This is a genomic window from Paractinoplanes durhamensis (assembly GCF_016862175.1).
GTDB lineage: Bacteria > Actinomycetota > Actinomycetes > Mycobacteriales > Micromonosporaceae > Actinoplanes > Actinoplanes durhamensis.
Genome location: NZ_BOML01000057.1, coordinates 56263 through 72895, shown reverse-complemented (window position 1 = coordinate 72895; position 16633 = coordinate 56263). Strand labels below are relative to the sequence as shown.

The following is a 16633-nucleotide window of genomic DNA, read 5'->3' as shown; positions in this document are numbered from 1 at the left end:
ACGGCCCGGCACCGGATCGACAGGACGGGACAGAAAATTCTCGACGGGTCCGCCAGGATGTCCGGATGCCAGATGACTCCGCGGTGCGGACCGGCGACGACGACTACGACGCCGCCCACGGCGCCGTGTACTCCAGCAGGCTGGTGCCGCAGCTCTGGGCGGAGGCGTACGGCGACGAATACCCGGCCGAGGTCGAGCCGTTCAGCTCGTGCACGTGGTGGCTGCTCGGCCGGTTGATCGGTGGCCTGCGGCTGCGGCGCGACAGCGTGCTCGTCGATCTCGGCTGCGGGCGCGGCGGTCCGGGGTTGTGGCTGGCCCGGGCCTGTTCGACCCGGTTGATCGGCGTCGACTTCAGCGAGGTCGCGACCAGGCTCGCGGGGGAGCGGGCGGCGACGTTCCTGCGGCCGGGGCGGGCGGAGTTCCGCCGGGCGGCGTTCGCCGACACCGGCCTGCCGAGCGGGGGAGCGGATGCCGCGGTCAGCGTCGACGCGCTGCCGTTCGCCCCGGATCGGCCCGCGGCGCTGGCCGAGGTGTTCCGCATTCTGCGCCCGGGCGCCCGCTTCGCGATGACCGCGCGGGTGCGGCCGGAACCGGAGGGCGACTGGCCGGCCCTGGCGGCCGCCGCCGGCTTCGAGGTGGAGCAGTCGATCAAGAACGAGAACCACGACAAGCACTGGATCTGGCTGTACGAGTTGTGGCTGCGCAACGAACCGCAGCTACGGGCCGAACTCGGCGAGCGGGTCACCGCGAACCTGATCCGCGAGGCCCGAGCCGGCCTGCAGCGCCTGCCCGACCCCGACCCGGCCGAGCTGCTGATCCTCCGCCGCCCTTTGCCGGGTCAGCATTTGCAGGAATTTGCAGAATCGCTGCAACAAAAGCGGCCTTGAATGCATGGCTTAAGGCTCTCTTAAATGATTCACAGGATTCAATGCATTTTCGTACGTGTTACGGCGGCTTACGCTCCAGTTCAGCCCCCCAGCTGAAAGGAACGTTTGTCATGAGAACAGTGCGGAACGTCCTCGCCGCATCGACCGTCGCCGCGGTCGGCCTCGTCCTGCTCGCCGCCCCGGCCTCCGCCGCCACCGTGGTGGTCAGCAACGTGACCGACCTGTCGAACGCCATCAAGAATGCCACCGCCGGCACCGTCATCCAGGTCCGGGCCGGCACCTACTACCCGACCGCCACCCTGCAGTCGACGGCCAACGGCACCTCGTCCTCGCCGGTCACGCTCACCGCGTACGGCTCGGAGGTGGTGAAGATCAGCGGCACGAGCCTGCCCTCCGGCTCCTGGATCTTCAAGCTGACGGCCGACTACTGGAACGTTTCAAACATCACCTTCCAGAACTCGCCGGACAGCGCGGTCGTCTGCCAGTCGTGCACCGGCACCAACTGGAACAACATCAAGACGATCAACGGCGGTGACTCCGGATTCACGCTCACCGGCGACGGCACCGCGAACAACACGGTCAAGAACATCGACTCGTACGGCAATTACGACGCCGCCGAGCACGGGGAGAATGCCGACGGTGTGGCCATCAAATTCGGCTCGGGAACCGGGAATCTGGTCACCGGTGCCCGCCTCTACAACAACTCCGACGACGGCATCGACCTGTGGTCCTTCTCTTCGCCGGTCACCATCGAGCACACCTGGTCGTTCGGCAACGGCAAGAACCGCTGGAGCGACTCCGCCTTCGCCGGCGACGGCAACGGCTACAAGCTCGGCGGTGACGGCGAGACGGTGGCGCACGTGGTGAACAACTCGGCGGCCTGGGACGACGCGGGCAACGGCTTCACCGAGAACTCCAACAAGGGCGCGATCGTCATCAACCGGACCACCGCCTACGCCAACGGCAACTACGGCTACTACTTCAGCACCAGCTCGGCCAAGCTCGGCAAGAACCTCGCGGTCAGCAACGGCAGCGGCTCGGTGACCAAGGGCTCCTCGGTCACCTCGTCCGGCAACAACTGGGACAGCGGCATCAGCACCCCGTCGTTCGTCTCGACCGACGCCACCACCTGCTACAACGCCAGGTCGTCCAGCGGCACGCTGCCCGCCACCACGTTCCTGACGACCGGCAGCAGCACCATCGGTGCCACCATGAACTAGCCCTCGGATCCGTTCAGGACCGCGCTGAGCTGGGCTCGGTTGGCGATGCCCAGCTTCGGGAAGATTCGGTAGAGGTGTGAGCCGACGGTGCGCGGTGACAGGAACAGCCGCTCGCCGATCTCCCGGTTGCTCAGGCCCTCGGCGGCCAGACGGGCGATCTGCAGCTCCTGGGCGGTCATCGCGGCCGGGCCGCCCCGGGGTGCGGTGCCCTTGGCGCCGGTCGCCCGCAGCTCGGACCGGGCCTGTTCCCGCCACGCCGTTGCGCCGAGCCGTTCGAGGATCTCGGCGGCCAGGCGTAACGGTGCCCGGGACTGCGTCACCCGCAGCCGGCGGCGCAGGAACCGGCCGTATGCCAGGTTGAGCCGGGCCCGCTCGAACGGCCACGCTGCGAGGTCCTCGGCCAGCGCGGCCTCGAACAGCGGCTCGGCGTGATCGTCGGTGGCGAGAAGCGCGCGGGCGACGCCGAGGGCGATGCGGACCGAGCCGATCGGCTCGGCGACCTGGTCCAGGGCAGCGAGGATCGCGCGAGCCCGGTCGAGCTGGCCGGCCGCGCGGGCGGCCTCGGCCAGGTCCGTCAGGGCCCAATACTGATACATCCAATGGTGGTGGGCGTCGGCCGGGTCGTAGATGGACAGCACCCGCTCCATCGCGTCGGCCGGTCGGCCGGCGGCCAGCGCGACCATGGCCCGGCCCTTCTGGGTCGCGGCCAGAACCGCCCGGTTGCCGGGCAGGGCCGGGTCGGCCAGGGTGGCCGCGATGCAGGCCTCGGCCCGGTCGAGCTCGCCGCGGGCGGCCGCGAACATCGCCTGAGTGGCCGACGCCAGCAGATAGATCGACGGGTCGTGCAGCTCGCGGCCGAGCCGTTCGGCCTCGGTGGCCTCGGCGAGGCCCGCGTCCCAGGCGCCGGCCCAGAAGGACGTGCCCGACTGGACGGCGAGCCACCGGGCGGTCAGCAGGACTTGGCCGTTGCCCCGGGCGGTCGCGATCGCCGCCGGGGTGATGGTGGCCGAGACGGCGAAGTCGCCGGTCAGGGCGTAGACGCCGATCGCGAACCGGCGGCGGGCCGGGTCCGGGTCGGCGAGTACCCGGCCGGCCCGGTCGAGCAACAGCGCACCCCGTTCCGGCTGCGACGCGTAGGCGTGCACGGTCAGGCTGGGCGGATTGTGCAGGTCCGGGTCGAACCGGTCGGCCGCCTCCTGGACGAGCGCGCGCAGCTCTGGCGGGGCGCCACCCCACCAGCAGCGGATCGCGGCCGCCAGCAGCAGCGAGTAGGCCAGGGCGCGGTCCTGTTCCCAGATCATGGTGGCATGCTCGACCAGCCCGGCGATCGCCTGCGTGTCCGGGATCGGCGCCAGCACCGCCTCGACCTGCATGCGCCGGGCCGCGTCGCGCCCGGTCGGCTCGCCGGCGCGGATCTGCTCGAGCAGGGTGGGCAGGCGCTCCCGGGCCTGGCCGGTCTCGCAGGACAGCTCGGCCGCGCGCAGCAGCAGGTCGATGCGGTCGGCTCCGGCGCTGAACGAGGCGGCCCGCTCCAGCGCGGCGACCGCCACCGACGCGGCGCCGCGCAGCGCCGCCCGGCCGGCGAAGACCCGCAGGTCGGCCGCTACCTCCGGATCCGGGCCGGTCGCGGCGGCGCTGCGGTGCCAGATCGCCCGGTCGGGCTGGTCGGCGAGGGCGGTGGCGAGGGCCGCGTGCATGGCGATCCGGTCGCTCGGCGCGGCGGCCTGGTAGACGGCGGAGGCGACGAGCGGATGCCGGAACCGCAGTTGCAGCCCGTGCGACCGGACCAGGCCGGCCGCGGCAGCCGGGTCGAGCACGTCGATCCCGACCGGCTCTCCGCTGACTGCCGCCACCACCGTGAGCAGCTGAGCGAGGGTGCACGATGGCTCGGCCGCGGCCGCGAGCAGCAGGGTGCGGGTCAGCCCGGGCATCTCCGGCAGCCGGGCCGTGAAAGCGCTCTCAAGGCGGGCGTTCATCGGCACGACGGTCGAGAACGAATCCTCCCGGACCGAGGCCGGCAGCTCCAGCAGGGCCAGCGGATTGCCGCTCGCGGCGGTCAGGATGCGCTCGCGCAGGCCGGCCGGCAGCTCGGTCGCGGCCCGGTCGAGCAGGGCGCGGGCGTCCTCCTCGGGCAGCGGGCCGAGTGGCAGATCCGGCAGCCCGGCCTCGCCGAGCGCATCGACCGGAGTGGTGTCGTCGCCGCCGCGAACCGCCGCGACCAGGGCGATCGGCGCCGAACCGGCCCGGCGGGCGACGAAGGCGAGCACGTCGGCACTGGACCGGTCGAACCAGTGGGCGTCCTCGGCGACGACCAGGATCGGGTTCCGGTCGGCCGCCTCGACCAGCAGCTCCAGCGTGGCCACGGCGATCGCGTAGAGGTCCGGCGCAGCGGCACCGGCCGCGCCGAGCGCGGAACGCAGCAGCTGGCGTGGCGTCTCCGGCAGCCGGGGGTCCCGGAGCAGCGGCCACAGCAGCTGGTGCAGGACGCCGAACGGCAGCAGGGTCTCCGAGGCCACGCCGCGGGCCGCCACCACGGTCATCCCCTTCGCGTGGGCCTCGTGCTGGGCCGCCTCGATCAGCGCCGATTTGCCGATGCCGGCCGGGCCGCGCAGGACCAGGGCGCCGCCGGTGCCGCTGCCGGCCCCGGTCACGAGGTCGTGCAGCACTACGAGTTCGGCCTCCCGGCCCACCAGCCAAACCATCCCGCTATCGTGGCGGCCGCGGGCGGCGACGTCCAATGATCTCGTCAGTCGATCGACTGAGTCTGCGTGACGAAAGCGCCCATAGCGTTCCTCGCATGATCAATCCCACCATCGCCGCCGAGCCGTTCTGGTTCCTGGGTGGCAAGGCCAGCATCCTCATTCCGGGTGCGGCCACCGCCGGCGCCATCAGCGTCATGCAGTTCGAGGACGTGGAAGGTCACGCTCCGCCGCTGCACGCGCACGACAACGAGGACGAGGTCTGGTTCGTGCTCGACGGCGAGGTCAGCTTCTACCTCGGCGACGACCGGCACGACCTGCTGCCCGGCGCGGTCGCCCTCGGGCCGCGCGGGGTTCCGCACTCCTACCTGGTCCGGTCGCCGTCGGCCCGAATCGCGGTGGCGTTCGCGCCGGCCGGCATCGAGAACTGGTTCAAGGACAACGGGTCCCCGGTCCTCGCGACGGACAGCGGGGCCGCGCCCTTCGACGTCGGCGCGATCGTCGCGGCGGCCGAGGCCTACCGGCTGCGCGTGGTCGGACCCCCGCCGACCCTGGCCGGCTAAGGGGTCGGACCCCTGCCGGCGCTAGGCGGCTGACCGGGCGACGACCTCGCGGATGAACGGGCCGAGCACCCGCATCACGTCGCGCACGCTGGTCTGCGGGTCGGCGGCCGGGCCGGTGGCGTGGCTGATCGCCAGCCGCACGATGGTCTCGGCGAACAGCAGCACGTCACCGGCGTCGAGGGCCGGCCAGTGCACGCCGATCGCGGCGACCAGGTGGTCGATGGCGACCTGACGCACCACCAGGCCGGCCGTGGTGACCAGGGGGAGCAGGTCGTCGTCGCCGGCCAGGATGCCCTTGATCATGATGTTGTCGGCGGCGCCGGTGAGGAACGCCTCCAGCGCGGCGGCCGCGGCGGCGAAGGGGTCGTCGCGGTTGGCGGCCAGGGCCGAGTCGACCGCCCCGAGCAGCCGGGCGACCTCGCGCAGAACGTACTCCTGGGCGAGGTCGTCGCGGTTGCCGAACTGCTGGTAGACGGTCTGCCGGCTCACCCCGGCGGCATCGGCGACGTCGGCCATCCGGGTGCGGTGCCAGCCGCGATCGAGCACGAGGCGTTCGACGGCGTCGAGGATCGCGTCCCGCATGCCGGCCCGGGCCCGCTCCGCGTAACTCTGGTTCACCCTGCCAGTCTGGCGCGCGCCGGTTCGTGCACGTTGGCCAGGCTCACGTCGCCGCCGTAGTGGGCGATCACCCGCGGGTCCATGATCCGCCGCCAGATCGGCGGGAACAGCGCCACCACGATCATCGTGGCGTAGCCGGCCGGCAGCTGCGGGGACGTGTCGAACGTACGCAAGATCTGATAGCGCCTAATGGGGTTGGCGTGGTGATCGCTGTGGCGTTGCAGCTGGTAGAGAAAGATGTTCGTGATCAGCCGGTTGCTGTTCCAGCTGTGCTGCTCGTCGACCCGCTCATAACGGCTGCCGGTCCATTCCCGGCGCAACCCGTAGTGCTCCAGATAGTTGACCACCTCCAGGAACGAGAACCCGATCACCGCCTGAAAGATCAGGAACGGCAGGACGCTTATTCCGTACGCGATGAGCAGCGCCCCGAAGAGCACGACCGTCATGGCCCACGCGTTGAGTACGTCGTTGCGCAGCGTCCACGGATTACGATGGCGCAGCCGGAACCGGGACATCTCCAGGTGCCAGGCCGAGCGCAGGCTGCCGGCGACGGTCCGCGGCCAGAACCGCCAGAAGCTCTCGCCCAGCCGCGAGCTCGCCGGGTCCTCGGGGGTGGCGACCCGGGTGTGGTGCCCGCGGTTGTGCTCCACATAGAAGTGGCCGTAGCCGGTCGGCGCCAGCGCGATCTTGGACAGCCAGCGCTCGGCGCTCTCCCGCTTGTGACCGAGCTCGTGGGCGGCATTGATGGCGATCCCGTTGACCGCGCCGATCGTCACCAGCACGCCGAGCCGCCCGGCCCAGCCGAGCCCGCCGTCGGCCCACTGCCAGGCGCCGAGCACCAGGCCGCCCAGCTGTAACGGCAGGTAGAGATAGGTGAGCCGGCGGTAGTAGCGGTCCGACTGCAGCGCCTTGGCGATGTCCTCGGGCGGGTTGCCGACGTCATCGCCACCGAAGATGTCGATGATCGGGATGATCACGAAGACGACCGCCGGGGTGAGCCACCACCAGCCCTGGAGCCCGGTCCGCGCGACGATGCCATAGCTGACGAAGGGAAGCAGCGGCACGACGATCGCGGACGGCCAGAGGTAGCGCCGCGCGTCCCGCCAGACGGATCGATTCTCGGACATGGCCTGACTGTGACACCGCTCACCGAGACTTACAAGAGGGCAGCTTTTGTAAACCTGACGGTCACGGTTCCCATTTTTGTCAAGCACGGTTAGCGTACGACCATGAAGAGGGGAAAGCCGTCCGGCCGATGGCTGGGCGCGTTGATCACCGCCTGCCCGCTGCTGGCCGCGGCCTGGCTGCTCGCCTACACGCTGCTGCGATTGCCGTTCCTCGAACCGCTCGGCGGCTGGAACTACGCCGGCCCCCTGGCCCTGATCCTCGCGGTCGGCGTCCTCGGCCGGGCCTGGCACGGCGAGGAATACGTCCGGCCGACCAGCACCTCACGCCTGTGACGGGCGGCCGGCCGGCCGGGAAGAACTAGGCGACGAAGCGGGTGGTCCGGCGCCGGCGGACGTGCAGGAAGACGAGCCCGGCCGCCGAGAAGAGCATCAGCGCGGCACCGGCCCACGGGGCGAGGCTGGAGCCGGTCAACGGCAGCCCGCCGGTGTCAGCCGCGGCCGCCTCGGTCGTAGCCGTCGTCGAGTCGGCCGGGGCCGGAGCGGCCGGGGCCGCGCTGGTGGTGCGGGAACCGGTCGGGACCGGCTTGGCGATGTCCGTGACCGGGTCGCTGGTCTGGGTGTCCGGAATGTCCTGGGGCTTGGTGGGCACGCCGGGGGAGGTCTTGATGGTCGGCACCTCCTTCGGTCCGGTGGGGACGGACGGCGGCGGGAACCGCACCCCGGCCGTGCCGTTCGCCGATCCGTCCGACCCGGTCAGCGCGGTGCTCGCCTTGAGGTGCAGCACGCCCCCGGTGCCGCGCACCGGAGTGCCTTCGGTGCTCGCGAGCCGCTCGGCGCCGCCGGAGTCACCGGTCAGCCACTGGTGGGTCAGCAGACCCGTCGCCAGCCCCGGCGAGGCGGACCCGGCCGGCGCGGCCACCGCGAGACCGTCCAACTCGTACGACTTACCCACCTCCGTCGCGTCCGGCAGCGAGCACCACGCACCGGTACGGCTGAAGTAGAAGCAGTTCGTGAACGACTTCGGCAGATCCAGGTTCGACGTCACCGACAGCTTCACCACCACCACGGTGCCCGGCGCCGAGGGCCCGATCACCTTGACCCCGGCCCGCACCACCGCCGTGCCGCCCGGCCGGATGTCCGAGTACTGCAGCCCACCGAACTCGTCGGAGTTGCTGAGCGCGACCACCGGAAGCGGCGTGGTCGCCGACGCCACCCCCGGCGCCGCGAACCCACCGGCCGCCGCCGCTGCGAAGAGTACGGCCGCGTGCTTCTTCATCGTCGAAGTCCCCCAGGTCATTGGATGAGCCGCACCACCGTATGGATCGACACCGTCACCGTTAATCCCCCGACCGGGTGAGGGGGCGGTCACTGCTGGGCTGTTGTTGCTCCTAAGCCGCTGATCTGCCACTTCTCCCGGGCCTGGGTGGCGATGGTGGTCGAGGCGCCGGGGTTCTGTGGCCGGATGGCGTAGCCGTTGCGGATGACGCTTCGGTGGGTGAACGCGTCCTGGGTCCACGGGATGAACTCCAGCAGTGGGGCGGACTCACTGAGGAACGTGCCGGCCAAGTGCTGGTGGACCTGCATCATGTCGCCGGCGTGCGGGACCACGCGCAGGCCGTTCGCCGCGGCGTGCTGGGCTGTCTGGAGCCACTCGGTCACGCCGCCCACCCTGGTCACGTCGACCTGGATCACGCGCAGGGCGTCGGCGGCGATGAAGTTCGCGAACGCGTGGTACGTGTACAGGCTCTCGCCGGCCGCTATGTCGAATGGGGCCGCCGCCTGCAGACGGCGGTGGGCGGGCACGTCGTCGGCGTGCACCGGCTCCTCGAACCAGTCCATTCCGGCCTCGGCCAACACCGGCAGCATGCGGTTCGCGGTGCTGAGGTCCCAGCGCTGTTTCGCGTCCTCCCGCCAGTCCGGTTTGCCGATCTTGACCTTCAGGCGTTGCCAGCCCTGGTCGGCGAGGGCGCTCAGGTCGCGCACCACGTCGGCCTCGTCCAGCTCGGCGCCAAGGACGGCCGGGACAAGCAGTACGACGCCGTCCCGCCGCTGACCGGGCCGTCCGGCAAGAGCTACACCGGCTACAACAACCCGACCTCGATCGGCTACACCTTCATGCTGACCAACAAGTCCAGCAAGCAGGCCCGGGTCGCGGCGATCAAGATGCTCGACTACATCTACACCGACGAGGGCCAGATCATCGTCAACGGCGGCCCGGAGGGGACCGGCTGGGAGAAGCCGAAGGCCGGCGACGTCGCCCTCGACACCAAGGTGCAGCTGGCGTTCATCACCGGCACCAAGAACATCGACACCGACTGGGACAGCTGGGTGCAGGGCTTCGACGGCATCGGCCTGAAGCGCTACCTCGAGCTCAACCTAGCAGGCATACGACAAGTACACGTCGAGCAAGTAGATCAGGGTGCCCGGCCGGCCCTCGCCGGCCGGGCTCAGCCCGTGCGCACCTCGAGGTCGGCGAAGGACACCTCGGCCGGCTTGGTCTTGTCGGTGCCGGTGACGCCGAGCTGGACCTGGCCGGAGGACAGGTCGGGGTCGGCGGCGGCGCCCTGCACCGCGGCCTTGTCGTCGATCGAGACGGTGGCGTGGCCGCCGGTGATGACGATGGACAGGTCGTGCGGCGTGCCCGGGGTCAGGGCCACCGAGGAGTTGCGGCCGACCATGCTCAGCACCGCGCCGTTCAGCTCCTCGAACTCCAGCACGTCGGCGCAGGCGGTCAGTTGGTAGCCGCGGGTGTCGTGGTGCCGGAACCAGATCATGGCGCAGGCGTCGGCGCCGGCCAGCGTGACGTTCACCGAGATCGTCTGGTCGCCGGCGAACGCGTCGGTCGGGCCGGGGCACCGGAGGGTCGACCGGCCGGCCACCCGGGCGTGCAGGCGTTCGTCCTGGAAATCGCAGCGGCCGACCTCGCTGGTGCTCTCCTGGAAGCGGCCCGGTGCGCTCAGCGGATCGGAGAAGGACGGGCCGCGCGGCGGCACCGAGACCGGCACCGACTTCGGCGAGAGCGTCGTGGTCGTGGTCGCCGACGGCTTGTCGTCGTTGCTCTGGGCGTAGGCCAGGGTCACCCCGGTGGCCGACGCCACCAGGACCGCGGCCGCCGCGTAGAGCACCCGCCGCCAGCGGCCACTGTGGGGCTTCGCCGGGCGCGGATTCGCCGGGCGGGAGCGCCGTGCCGCGCCGAGCCGGCGCTCGACCGAGCGGGACATCGGCGACACCCGGTACGGCGACGCCGGGGGGTTCTCCGCGATGATCTGTTCCAGCAGGTCGCGCGCGTCGAAACGGCCGTTGTCCCGGCCTTGGCGGAGCTGCGGTGGGGCAGGAGTCTCGACCGCGATCGGGCTCGGCGTGTCCACCGTCAGGAGGCGCGGCGTCTGCACCAGGAGCAGCCGCGGCAGCAACTCCTTCGCCGAGGGCCGTCGGCGCGGGTCCTTCGCGAGGGCGTCCGCGACGATCTCGGCCAGCGACGGCGGCAGGCCGGACAGGTCGGGTGGCTTGGTGAGGATCTGGGTCGCGATGGCGAGCGGGTTGTCGCCGCGGAACGGGATGTGCCCGGTGCCGGCGAAGGCGATCACCGCGCCCCAGGCGAAGATGTCGGCGGCCGGTGTGACCGGCCCGATGGTGTTGTCGAGCCGTTCCGGGGCCATGTAGTCGACGGTGCCGATGTACCGGCCCGGGCGGGTGTGCTGAGCGGTCTCCTCGAGCGCGCGGGCGATGCCGAAGTCGATCACCTTGGGCAGGCCGAGCGAGAGCAGCACGTTGGCCGGTTTCAGGTCGCGGTGGATGACGCCGGCGCCGTGGATCGCGGTGAGGGCGGCCGCGACGCCGACCGCCACGCTGTGCAGGTCGCCCGGCGGCATCGGGCCGCGCTCGTCGACCATCTCCTGCAGGCTCGGCCCGTCGACGTACTCCACGACCAGGTAGGGCGTCTCGCAGCCGGCGTCGGCGGCCAGGACCGCGGCGGTGCAGAACGACGGCACCTCGCGGGCGCGGTTGACCTCGCTGCGGAACCGGGCCCGGAATTCTTCGTTCCCGGCGTACTCCGGTTTGATGACCTTGACCGCCACCGACCGGCCGTCCGCGGCACGGCCGAGGAAGACGGTACCCATGCCGCCTTCGCCGAGCCGGGCCAGCAACTGGTATTCACCGAGCCGCCTGGGGTCCCCCGGCCTCAAGGGCCTACTGGCCATGTTGGAGCGCTCCCGCTTCTGGTAATGCAGATCTGTCTGGTCATCACCGTGCCCGGATACGGGAGCATACTCATCGATCGCTACCGCAGAGGCCAGCGCTCTGCCATCTTTCCGACGCGGGTGAGCGGCCGGGCGGCCACCGGCACTTGCGCACGTCACGACCGGCAGGCAAGCGCATTCCGGTTACTCGCCGGTACCCGCTGGTCTCCACCAAGAACAGACAATAAAGAAAGGTTCACATTCTTATATCCGTCGATTGATCGCGGTGCTATGTCGCGCATTGTCCGACCGCCAACAACGTGTGATGTTTGCCATACGGCAGCGGATCAGAAGGCGACGATGACCTCGTCGGCCGGGGAGCAGGCGACGTCGATGGTGGTGTCGCGGTAGCGCAGGCGGGTGCGGCGACTACCGGTCCCGCACCCGCCGGCTCGGGCATCGGCTGCGGCCTGATCGTCGGCGGCAAGCTGGTCTCCGGCGCGCAGGGTGTGGCCGGCGAGATCGGCCACGTCAGCTTCGACGCGAACGGGCCGGCCTGCCACTGCGGCAGCCGCGGCTGCGTGGAGGCGATCGCCGGCACCGACGCCATCGTCGCGCAGGCCGGGCTCCGCTTCGACGACGCGGTGGCCGCGGCGCGGGGCCGGTGACGAGCGGATCCGCGCCATCTTCGCCCGGGCCGGCGAGGCGATCGGTGCCGGCATCGCCGCGGTGGCGAACCTGGTCGGCCCGGCCCACATCGTCGTCTCCGGCGAGGGCCTGTCCGCCTACGACCTGTTCGAGCCGCACATCCGGGCGAGCTTCGAGCGCCAGGCCTTCGGCGCCGCCGCCCAGTGCCCGCTGTCCGTCCGGCCGCTGCCCTTCGAGGAGTGGGCGCGCGGCGCCGCCACCGTGAGCATCAAGGCGCTGGTTGCCGCTTGACTATTTCGGGTAAACCCGAAATAGTCGACCGGGTGACCACACTCGCCGAAGAGGACGCCGACGAGCTGCTGCGGGCCCTGGCCCATCCGGCCCGGCGGGAGATCCTCCGGCGGTGCTGGGATCAGCCGATGCCGGCCGGTGCGCTGGCCGACGCGCTGGACCTGGCGCCGGCCAGCGTTTCCGAGCACCTCAAGGTCCTGCGCAAGACCGGCCTGGCGGTGCTGACCCGGGAGGGCACCTTCCGGTGGTACCGGGCCGACCCGGCCCGGGTCGCCGCGCTGACCGGGTGGCTGGCCACCTTCCCGACCTCCCTGACCGAAACCTCCTGAGGAGCATTCCCATGCAGAGTCCCGTCGTGCACTTCGACATCGCCGGCCCGAACGAGAAGGAGCAGCACCACTTCTACGCCGGCCTGCTCGGCTGGCAGGTCGACGCCAAAGGCCCCGGCTACGCCCTGGCCAGGACCCCGGACGGCGGCCCGGACGGCGCGCTGATCGAGGCCGACACGGCCACGGTGACCATCGGTATCGCGGTCGCCGACCTCGACGCCGCGCTCGCCCGCGCCGTCGAGCTCGGCGGCACCGTGCTGATGCCGCGCACCGACAACGGCTGGGTGGTCAAGGCCCAGGTGACCGACCCGGCCGGCAACGTCCTGACCCTGATCCAGCAGTAGCGGCGGGTCAGTCGAAGACGTCAGGCCGGACCGCTGGGCCGGTGATGCGGTGCTGGAAGGTGGAGATGAGGGCGAGGGTGGACTCGGCGCCCTGATTCAGGTTCGGCCCGTGCAGCGTCAGGCCGTCGTAGCCGCCGCCGGTGGCCGGGTCCCACATCACCTGGCCGACGTCGTTGTGGCCGAGGAACCAGTCGATCGCATGCCGTACGCCGGCGTGCCAGGCCTCGTCGCCGGTGACGTCGGCGGCGGTGGCGCACGCGTCGGCCAGGGCCGCCACCTCGATCGGTTGCTGGTCGTGGGACAGCCGGGGGCCGCCGCGCTGCCAGCCCGCCGACGGGAGGACCGACAGGTGGCCGTCGCTGATCTGGATCTCCAGCAGCCACGTCAGCATCCGCAGGCCGGCCGTCCGGGCCGCCGGGTCGCCGAGGAGGTCGCCGGCCACGATGAGTGCCTCGGCGAGGGCGGCGTTGGCGTAGCTGAGCCGCTCCTCCGGCCACGGCCAGCGTGGATCGGGGTCCGGGCGCCCGATCATGCCGGCCGCCGCGGCCAGCAGCTCCGCGGCGCGCTCGTGGCCGGGGTCGGCGCGGAGCAACTCGGCGGCGCCGAGCGCGGCGAAGGCCATGGCCCGCGGCGCGGGGGACCGGCGGGTGGCGCCCCGGGTGAACGCGAGCAGGGCGTCCTGCCGGATCCACGGGACCGGGCAGCGGGCGGCGGCGGTGCCGAGGCCCCAGAGGGCGCGCCCCCACCAGTCGCCGAGGCTCGGCTGGTCGGCCCATTCCCGGTTGAAGCCGAGCCGGTTGCGGAAGGCACCCCGGGCGTCCTGCGCGTGGGTGAGGAAGGTCAGGTAGCACTCCGTGAGCCGGATCACCTCGGCCGACGGATCGGTCTCGCGGCTGGTGACGACCAGTCCGCGGGCGACGTCGTCGGTGCAGTAGCCGTGCTCGCGGCGCGCGGTGGCGTGCCGGGCGTGCTCGAAGAGCCCGGTGTCGTCGGTGAGCCGGACCAGATGCGCGAACGGGGTGCGCACGGCCCGGTCGGGGGCCGGCGTGACGGTGGTGGTGATCACGAGCCGGCGACCGCGACCCGGTCGGCGGTGACCAGGGTCGCCGCCAACTCGTGGTAGCGCTGCGCGACGGCCGGCCACCGCAGCGCCGGTCCGGCGTGGCCGTTGCGGGCGAGCAGGGTGGTGGCCAGGCTGGGCTTGGTGACGATGCGCCGGATGGCGGTCGCGAGGGCGGCCGGGTTCCGGTGCGGCACGAGGATGCCGGGCCCGTCGGTGAGCAGCTCCACGGCGTGCGGGAAGGCGGTCGCGACGACCGGGATGCGGGCCGCCACCGCTTCGACGAGGACGCCGGAGGTCACCTGCTCGGTGGAGTCGTACGGCAGCACCACGACATCGGCGGAGCGGATGAGTTCGCCGAGCGCCATTTCGTCGAGGTAGGCCGACTCGTAGCGCACCCGGTGCGCGATGCCGAGGGTCGCGCCGAGCTGATGCAGACCGGCCCGGTAGGCCTCGCCGTGCAGCTCGAGGACCTTCGGGTGGGTCCGGCCGGCCACCGTGTAGATCGGTGCGGGCTCCAGATTCCGCACCATCGCCATGGCGCGCAGCGCCCACTCGATGCCCTTGCCCGGCCCGAGCAGGCCCCAGGTGAGCAGATGCGGCTGGACGTTCCGGGGTGCCGCGGTGCCGGTGAAGCCGGAGGCGCCGTGCGGGATCACCGAGACCTTCGCGGCGTCGACGGCGTAGCCCAGGAGCAGCCGGTCGTGCGCGGCGTTGGTGATGGTGACGACCGCGCCGGCCGCGGCCACGATCTCCTCGAGGAGCGCCTTCTGCCCCGGGGTCGGGCGGGTCAGGACGGTGTGCAGGACGACGATGCTCGGCACGGTGAGCCGGCGCAGCACCGACAGGACCTCACCGCCGTCCCGACCCGGGTAGATGCCGTACTCGTGCTGGACGACGGCGATGTCGAAGGTGTTGAGCACCTCGGCGCTGTCCCGCCAGCCGCCCGGTGTCGTGGCCGTCCAGGTGTGCACCACGTCGGGTGCGGGTGTCAGGTCGTCGCCGGCCGCGGCGACGCGAACGATGCCGCCCGGGATGCCCTCCTCGCCGAGATGGGCGGCGAGCGCGGAGTTGAAGGTTGCCAAGCCGCAACGGGTGGGCGGGTAAGTGCTGAGAAATCCATATCTGATGGTCATGAACCGTGCCTTCCGAATGTCACGCGGTACGGCTCCGACCTGCCAGCGTGTATGGCGGGCTACGAGCCGGCGCCTCGATGCGCCGGCCATGCCGGTGAAACCGGTCAGTCCCGGCGTTTGCCGATGACCTGCTCGTAGACGGTCAGGTAGTCGGCGACCATGCGGTCCGCGTCGAAGCGCGCGCAGGCCCGCGCCCGGCAGCCGGCCCGGTCGATCGCCCGGGCCGCGGCCACCGCCGCGACGGCCTGGTCGACGTCGCGGACCAGCCCGGGCCCGCCGGACGCGGTGAACGGCAGTCCGCCGGTGTCCACCCCGTGGTGCACCGTCGCCACGTAGTCGAGATCCGGGCTGCGGTCGGTGTCCGAGATCGACACGAACGAGGAGTTGCTCGCCCGACAGGCCGGCCGGATCCGGGAGCTGGAGAACCCGTGCACCGTGGCGAAGAGGTCACGTCGATCCCCGCCGCCACCAGGCCGTCCGCGAGCAGACCGGTGACCTGTTCCCACGGGCCGTAGGCGCGTGGCAGCGTGCGCCAGGCCACCGGGCCCAGGAGCCCGACTCTCACGCGTAGCTGGTGGTCATCGTCTGCTCCTTGGAGTTGGCTGCCGTCGGTGAAATCGAGGCCGCCGAAGTCTGGAGCGACAGCGCTCAGCCTACGCCTGCCGCCGGACCGCCGACGGCGGCGTGACCTCCGCCACGGCCGGCCGCCTCCTCGGCGTCGAGGTGGTCGTGCAACTTGCCCAGGGAACGCATGATCAACCGGGACACGTGCATCTGCGAACAGCCGACCCGCCCGGCAATCTCCGCCTGGCTGAGATTGCCGTAGAAGCGCAGCGTCACGATGGTGCGCTCCCGATCGTCGAGGGCGGCCAACGCCGGCATGAGCGCGATTCTGTCCTCGACCACTGCGTACTCGTGGTCCTCGCCGCCGAGGGTCGCGCCGAGCTCGATCGACTGGCCGGGGACGGCCGGCGCGGACAGTGACCGCGCGTTGTAGGCGCGAGCGCCCTCCAGCCCGTCCAGCACCTCCTCCTCGGTGATCCCGAGATGGGCGGCGATGTCGGCCACCGTGGGCGCCCGGCACAGCACGTTGGTCAGTTCGTGGTTCGCCGCGGCGATCATGATCCGCAGTTCCTGGATCCGACGCGGCACCCGGACCGCCCAGGTCCGGTCGCGGAAGTAGCGTTTGATCTCACCGACGATGGTGGGGATGGCATAGCCGCCGAAGCCGACGCCGTAGCCGGGGTCGAAGTGGTCGATGGCCTTGATCAGACCGACGGCGGCGGTCTGGGCAAGGTCCTCGCGAGGCTCGCCCCGCACGGCGTATCGGCCGGCGAGTCGCTGGGCCAGCGGCAGCCACGCCACGATGGCCTGTGCTCGCAGCTCCGGGCGGGCGGGGTGGCCCAGCGGGACCGCGGCCATCGCTCCCAGGGCCTCGATCGGCGACAGCGACGTCACGGCGACGAGCAGCGCCGGCGACCCGGCCGACCTGGCCGCGGAGGAGCCCGCCGACGAGGCTGTTTAGGAAAT

At 71.6% G+C, this 16633-nt stretch carries 18 protein-coding genes; 8 read left to right on the top strand and 10 right to left on the bottom strand.

Annotated features, from left to right (window positions below):
* The first annotated feature begins 65 nt into the window (after positions 1–65).
* Complete coding sequence (locus Adu01nite_RS34535) at positions 66–887, top strand: class I SAM-dependent methyltransferase (RefSeq protein ID WP_203733400.1); 822 nt, start codon at positions 66–68, stop codon at positions 885–887.
* Positions 888–997: 110 nt separating this feature from the next.
* Entirely contained in the window at positions 998–2107 is a 1110-nt protein-coding gene (locus tag Adu01nite_RS34530; protein WP_203733399.1) for a right-handed parallel beta-helix repeat-containing protein, read from the top strand.
* Here Adu01nite_RS34530 and Adu01nite_RS34525 read toward each other — a convergent pair.
* Positions 2104–4809, bottom strand: coding sequence for a helix-turn-helix transcriptional regulator (locus tag Adu01nite_RS34525; protein WP_203733398.1), 2706 nt, complete (start codon positions 4807–4809; stop codon positions 2104–2106). The genes Adu01nite_RS34530 and Adu01nite_RS34525 overlap by 4 nt on opposite strands.
* 95 nt (positions 4810–4904) lie before the next feature.
* On the opposite strand from Adu01nite_RS34525, the gene Adu01nite_RS34520 reads away from it, so the two are divergent.
* Entirely contained in the window at positions 4905–5369 is a 465-nt protein-coding gene (locus Adu01nite_RS34520) for a cupin domain-containing protein (RefSeq protein WP_239132917.1), read from the top strand.
* A 21-nt stretch (positions 5370–5390) separates the two neighbouring features.
* On the opposite strand, the gene Adu01nite_RS34515 is transcribed toward Adu01nite_RS34520, so the two are convergent.
* Together Adu01nite_RS34515 and Adu01nite_RS34510 are read right to left on the bottom strand one after the other, a co-directional pair.
* Positions 5391–5987 (bottom strand): TetR/AcrR family transcriptional regulator, encoded by a 597-nt coding sequence (locus tag Adu01nite_RS34515; protein ID WP_203733397.1) that lies wholly within the window; start codon positions 5985–5987, stop codon positions 5391–5393.
* On the bottom strand, positions 5984–7114 hold the full coding sequence (locus tag Adu01nite_RS34510) for an alkane 1-monooxygenase (RefSeq protein WP_203733396.1): 1131 nt from the start codon (positions 7112–7114) through the stop codon (positions 5984–5986). Before Adu01nite_RS34510 ends, Adu01nite_RS34515 begins: the two co-directional genes overlap by 4 nt.
* Positions 7115–7216: 102 nt before the next feature.
* Here Adu01nite_RS34510 and Adu01nite_RS34505 point away from each other — a divergent pair, with 102 nt between their 5' ends.
* Positions 7217–7447, top strand: a complete 231-nt coding sequence (locus Adu01nite_RS34505; RefSeq protein WP_203733395.1) for a cell division protein CrgA — start codon at positions 7217–7219, stop codon at positions 7445–7447.
* Positions 7448–7472: 25 nt separating this feature from the next.
* Here Adu01nite_RS34505 and Adu01nite_RS34500 read toward each other — a convergent pair whose 3' ends face one another.
* The 3 genes from Adu01nite_RS34500 to Adu01nite_RS34490 all read right to left on the bottom strand — a co-directional run bounded on the left by Adu01nite_RS34500 (position 7473) and on the right by Adu01nite_RS34490 (position 11316).
* Positions 7473–8390, bottom strand: coding sequence for a hypothetical protein (locus tag Adu01nite_RS34500; RefSeq protein ID WP_203733394.1), 918 nt, complete (start codon positions 8388–8390; stop codon positions 7473–7475).
* Positions 8391–8479: 89 nt separating this feature from the next.
* Positions 8480–9100, bottom strand: a complete 621-nt coding sequence (locus Adu01nite_RS34495) for an enolase C-terminal domain-like protein (RefSeq protein ID WP_239132916.1) — start codon at positions 9098–9100, stop codon at positions 8480–8482.
* Between the two features lie 461 nt (positions 9101–9561).
* On the bottom strand, positions 9562–11316 hold the full coding sequence (locus tag Adu01nite_RS34490) for a serine/threonine-protein kinase (protein ID WP_203733393.1): 1755 nt from the start codon (positions 11314–11316) through the stop codon (positions 9562–9564).
* Positions 11317–11624: 308 nt separating this feature from the next.
* On the opposite strand from Adu01nite_RS34490, the gene Adu01nite_RS48140 reads away from it, so the two are divergent.
* The 4 genes from Adu01nite_RS48140 (at position 11625) to Adu01nite_RS34475 (ending at position 12907) form a co-directional block, all read left to right on the top strand.
* Entirely contained in the window at positions 11625–11963 is a 339-nt protein-coding gene (locus Adu01nite_RS48140; protein ID WP_239132914.1) for an ROK family protein, read from the top strand.
* Positions 11964–12024: 61 nt separating this feature from the next.
* Complete coding sequence (locus tag Adu01nite_RS48135; RefSeq protein ID WP_239132913.1) at positions 12025–12234, top strand: hypothetical protein; 210 nt, start codon at positions 12025–12027, stop codon at positions 12232–12234.
* Between the two features lie 32 nt (positions 12235–12266).
* A complete protein-coding gene (locus tag Adu01nite_RS34480) occupies positions 12267–12563 on the top strand; it encodes an ArsR/SmtB family transcription factor (RefSeq protein WP_203733392.1) in 297 nt (98 codons plus the stop codon).
* Positions 12564–12574: 11 nt separating this feature from the next.
* Positions 12575–12907, top strand: coding sequence for a VOC family protein (locus Adu01nite_RS34475; protein ID WP_203733391.1), 333 nt, complete (start codon positions 12575–12577; stop codon positions 12905–12907).
* Positions 12908–12914: 7 nt separating this feature from the next.
* Here the strand turns inward: Adu01nite_RS34475 and Adu01nite_RS34470 are convergent, their stop codons facing one another.
* The 4 genes from Adu01nite_RS34470 to Adu01nite_RS34455 form a co-directional block, all read right to left on the bottom strand.
* A complete protein-coding gene (locus tag Adu01nite_RS34470; protein ID WP_239132912.1) occupies positions 12915–13973 on the bottom strand; it encodes a glycosyltransferase in 1059 nt (352 codons plus the stop codon).
* On the bottom strand, positions 13970–15052 hold the full coding sequence (locus Adu01nite_RS34465) for a glycosyltransferase (RefSeq protein ID WP_307836670.1): 1083 nt from the start codon (positions 15050–15052) through the stop codon (positions 13970–13972). Before Adu01nite_RS34465 ends, Adu01nite_RS34470 begins: the two co-directional genes overlap by 4 nt.
* 155 nt (positions 15053–15207) lie before the next feature.
* Complete coding sequence (locus Adu01nite_RS48130; RefSeq protein WP_239132911.1) at positions 15208–15477, bottom strand: hypothetical protein; 270 nt, start codon at positions 15475–15477, stop codon at positions 15208–15210.
* 274 nt (positions 15478–15751) lie between these two features.
* Positions 15752–16561 (bottom strand): SigB/SigF/SigG family RNA polymerase sigma factor, encoded by an 810-nt coding sequence (locus Adu01nite_RS34455; RefSeq protein WP_379133325.1) that lies wholly within the window; start codon positions 16559–16561, stop codon positions 15752–15754.
* Positions 16562–16633: the final 72 nt, after the last annotated feature.

Coding starts and splice junctions, on each gene's coding strand:
- Adu01nite_RS34535 (WP_203733400.1), top strand. CDS start 66: ATGCCAGATGACTCCGCGGTGCGGACCGGCGACGACGACTACGACGCC.
- Adu01nite_RS34530 (WP_203733399.1), top strand. CDS start 998: ATGAGAACAGTGCGGAACGTCCTCGCCGCATCGACCGTCGCCGCGGTC.
- Adu01nite_RS34525 (WP_203733398.1), bottom strand. CDS start 4,809: ATGGTTTGGCTGGTGGGCCGGGAGGCCGAACTCGTAGTGCTGCACGAC.
- Adu01nite_RS34520 (WP_239132917.1), top strand. CDS start 4,905: ATGATCAATCCCACCATCGCCGCCGAGCCGTTCTGGTTCCTGGGTGGC.
- Adu01nite_RS34500 (WP_203733394.1), bottom strand. CDS start 8,390: ATGAAGAAGCACGCGGCCGTACTCTTCGCAGCGGCGGCGGCCGGTGGG.
- Adu01nite_RS34475 (WP_203733391.1), top strand. CDS start 12,575: ATGCAGAGTCCCGTCGTGCACTTCGACATCGCCGGCCCGAACGAGAAG.
- Adu01nite_RS34510 (WP_203733396.1), bottom strand. CDS start 7,114: ATGTCCGAGAATCGATCCGTCTGGCGGGACGCGCGGCGCTACCTCTGG.
- Adu01nite_RS34505 (WP_203733395.1), top strand. CDS start 7,217: ATGAAGAGGGGAAAGCCGTCCGGCCGATGGCTGGGCGCGTTGATCACC.
- Adu01nite_RS34490 (WP_203733393.1), bottom strand. CDS start 11,316: ATGGCCAGTAGGCCCTTGAGGCCGGGGGACCCCAGGCGGCTCGGTGAA.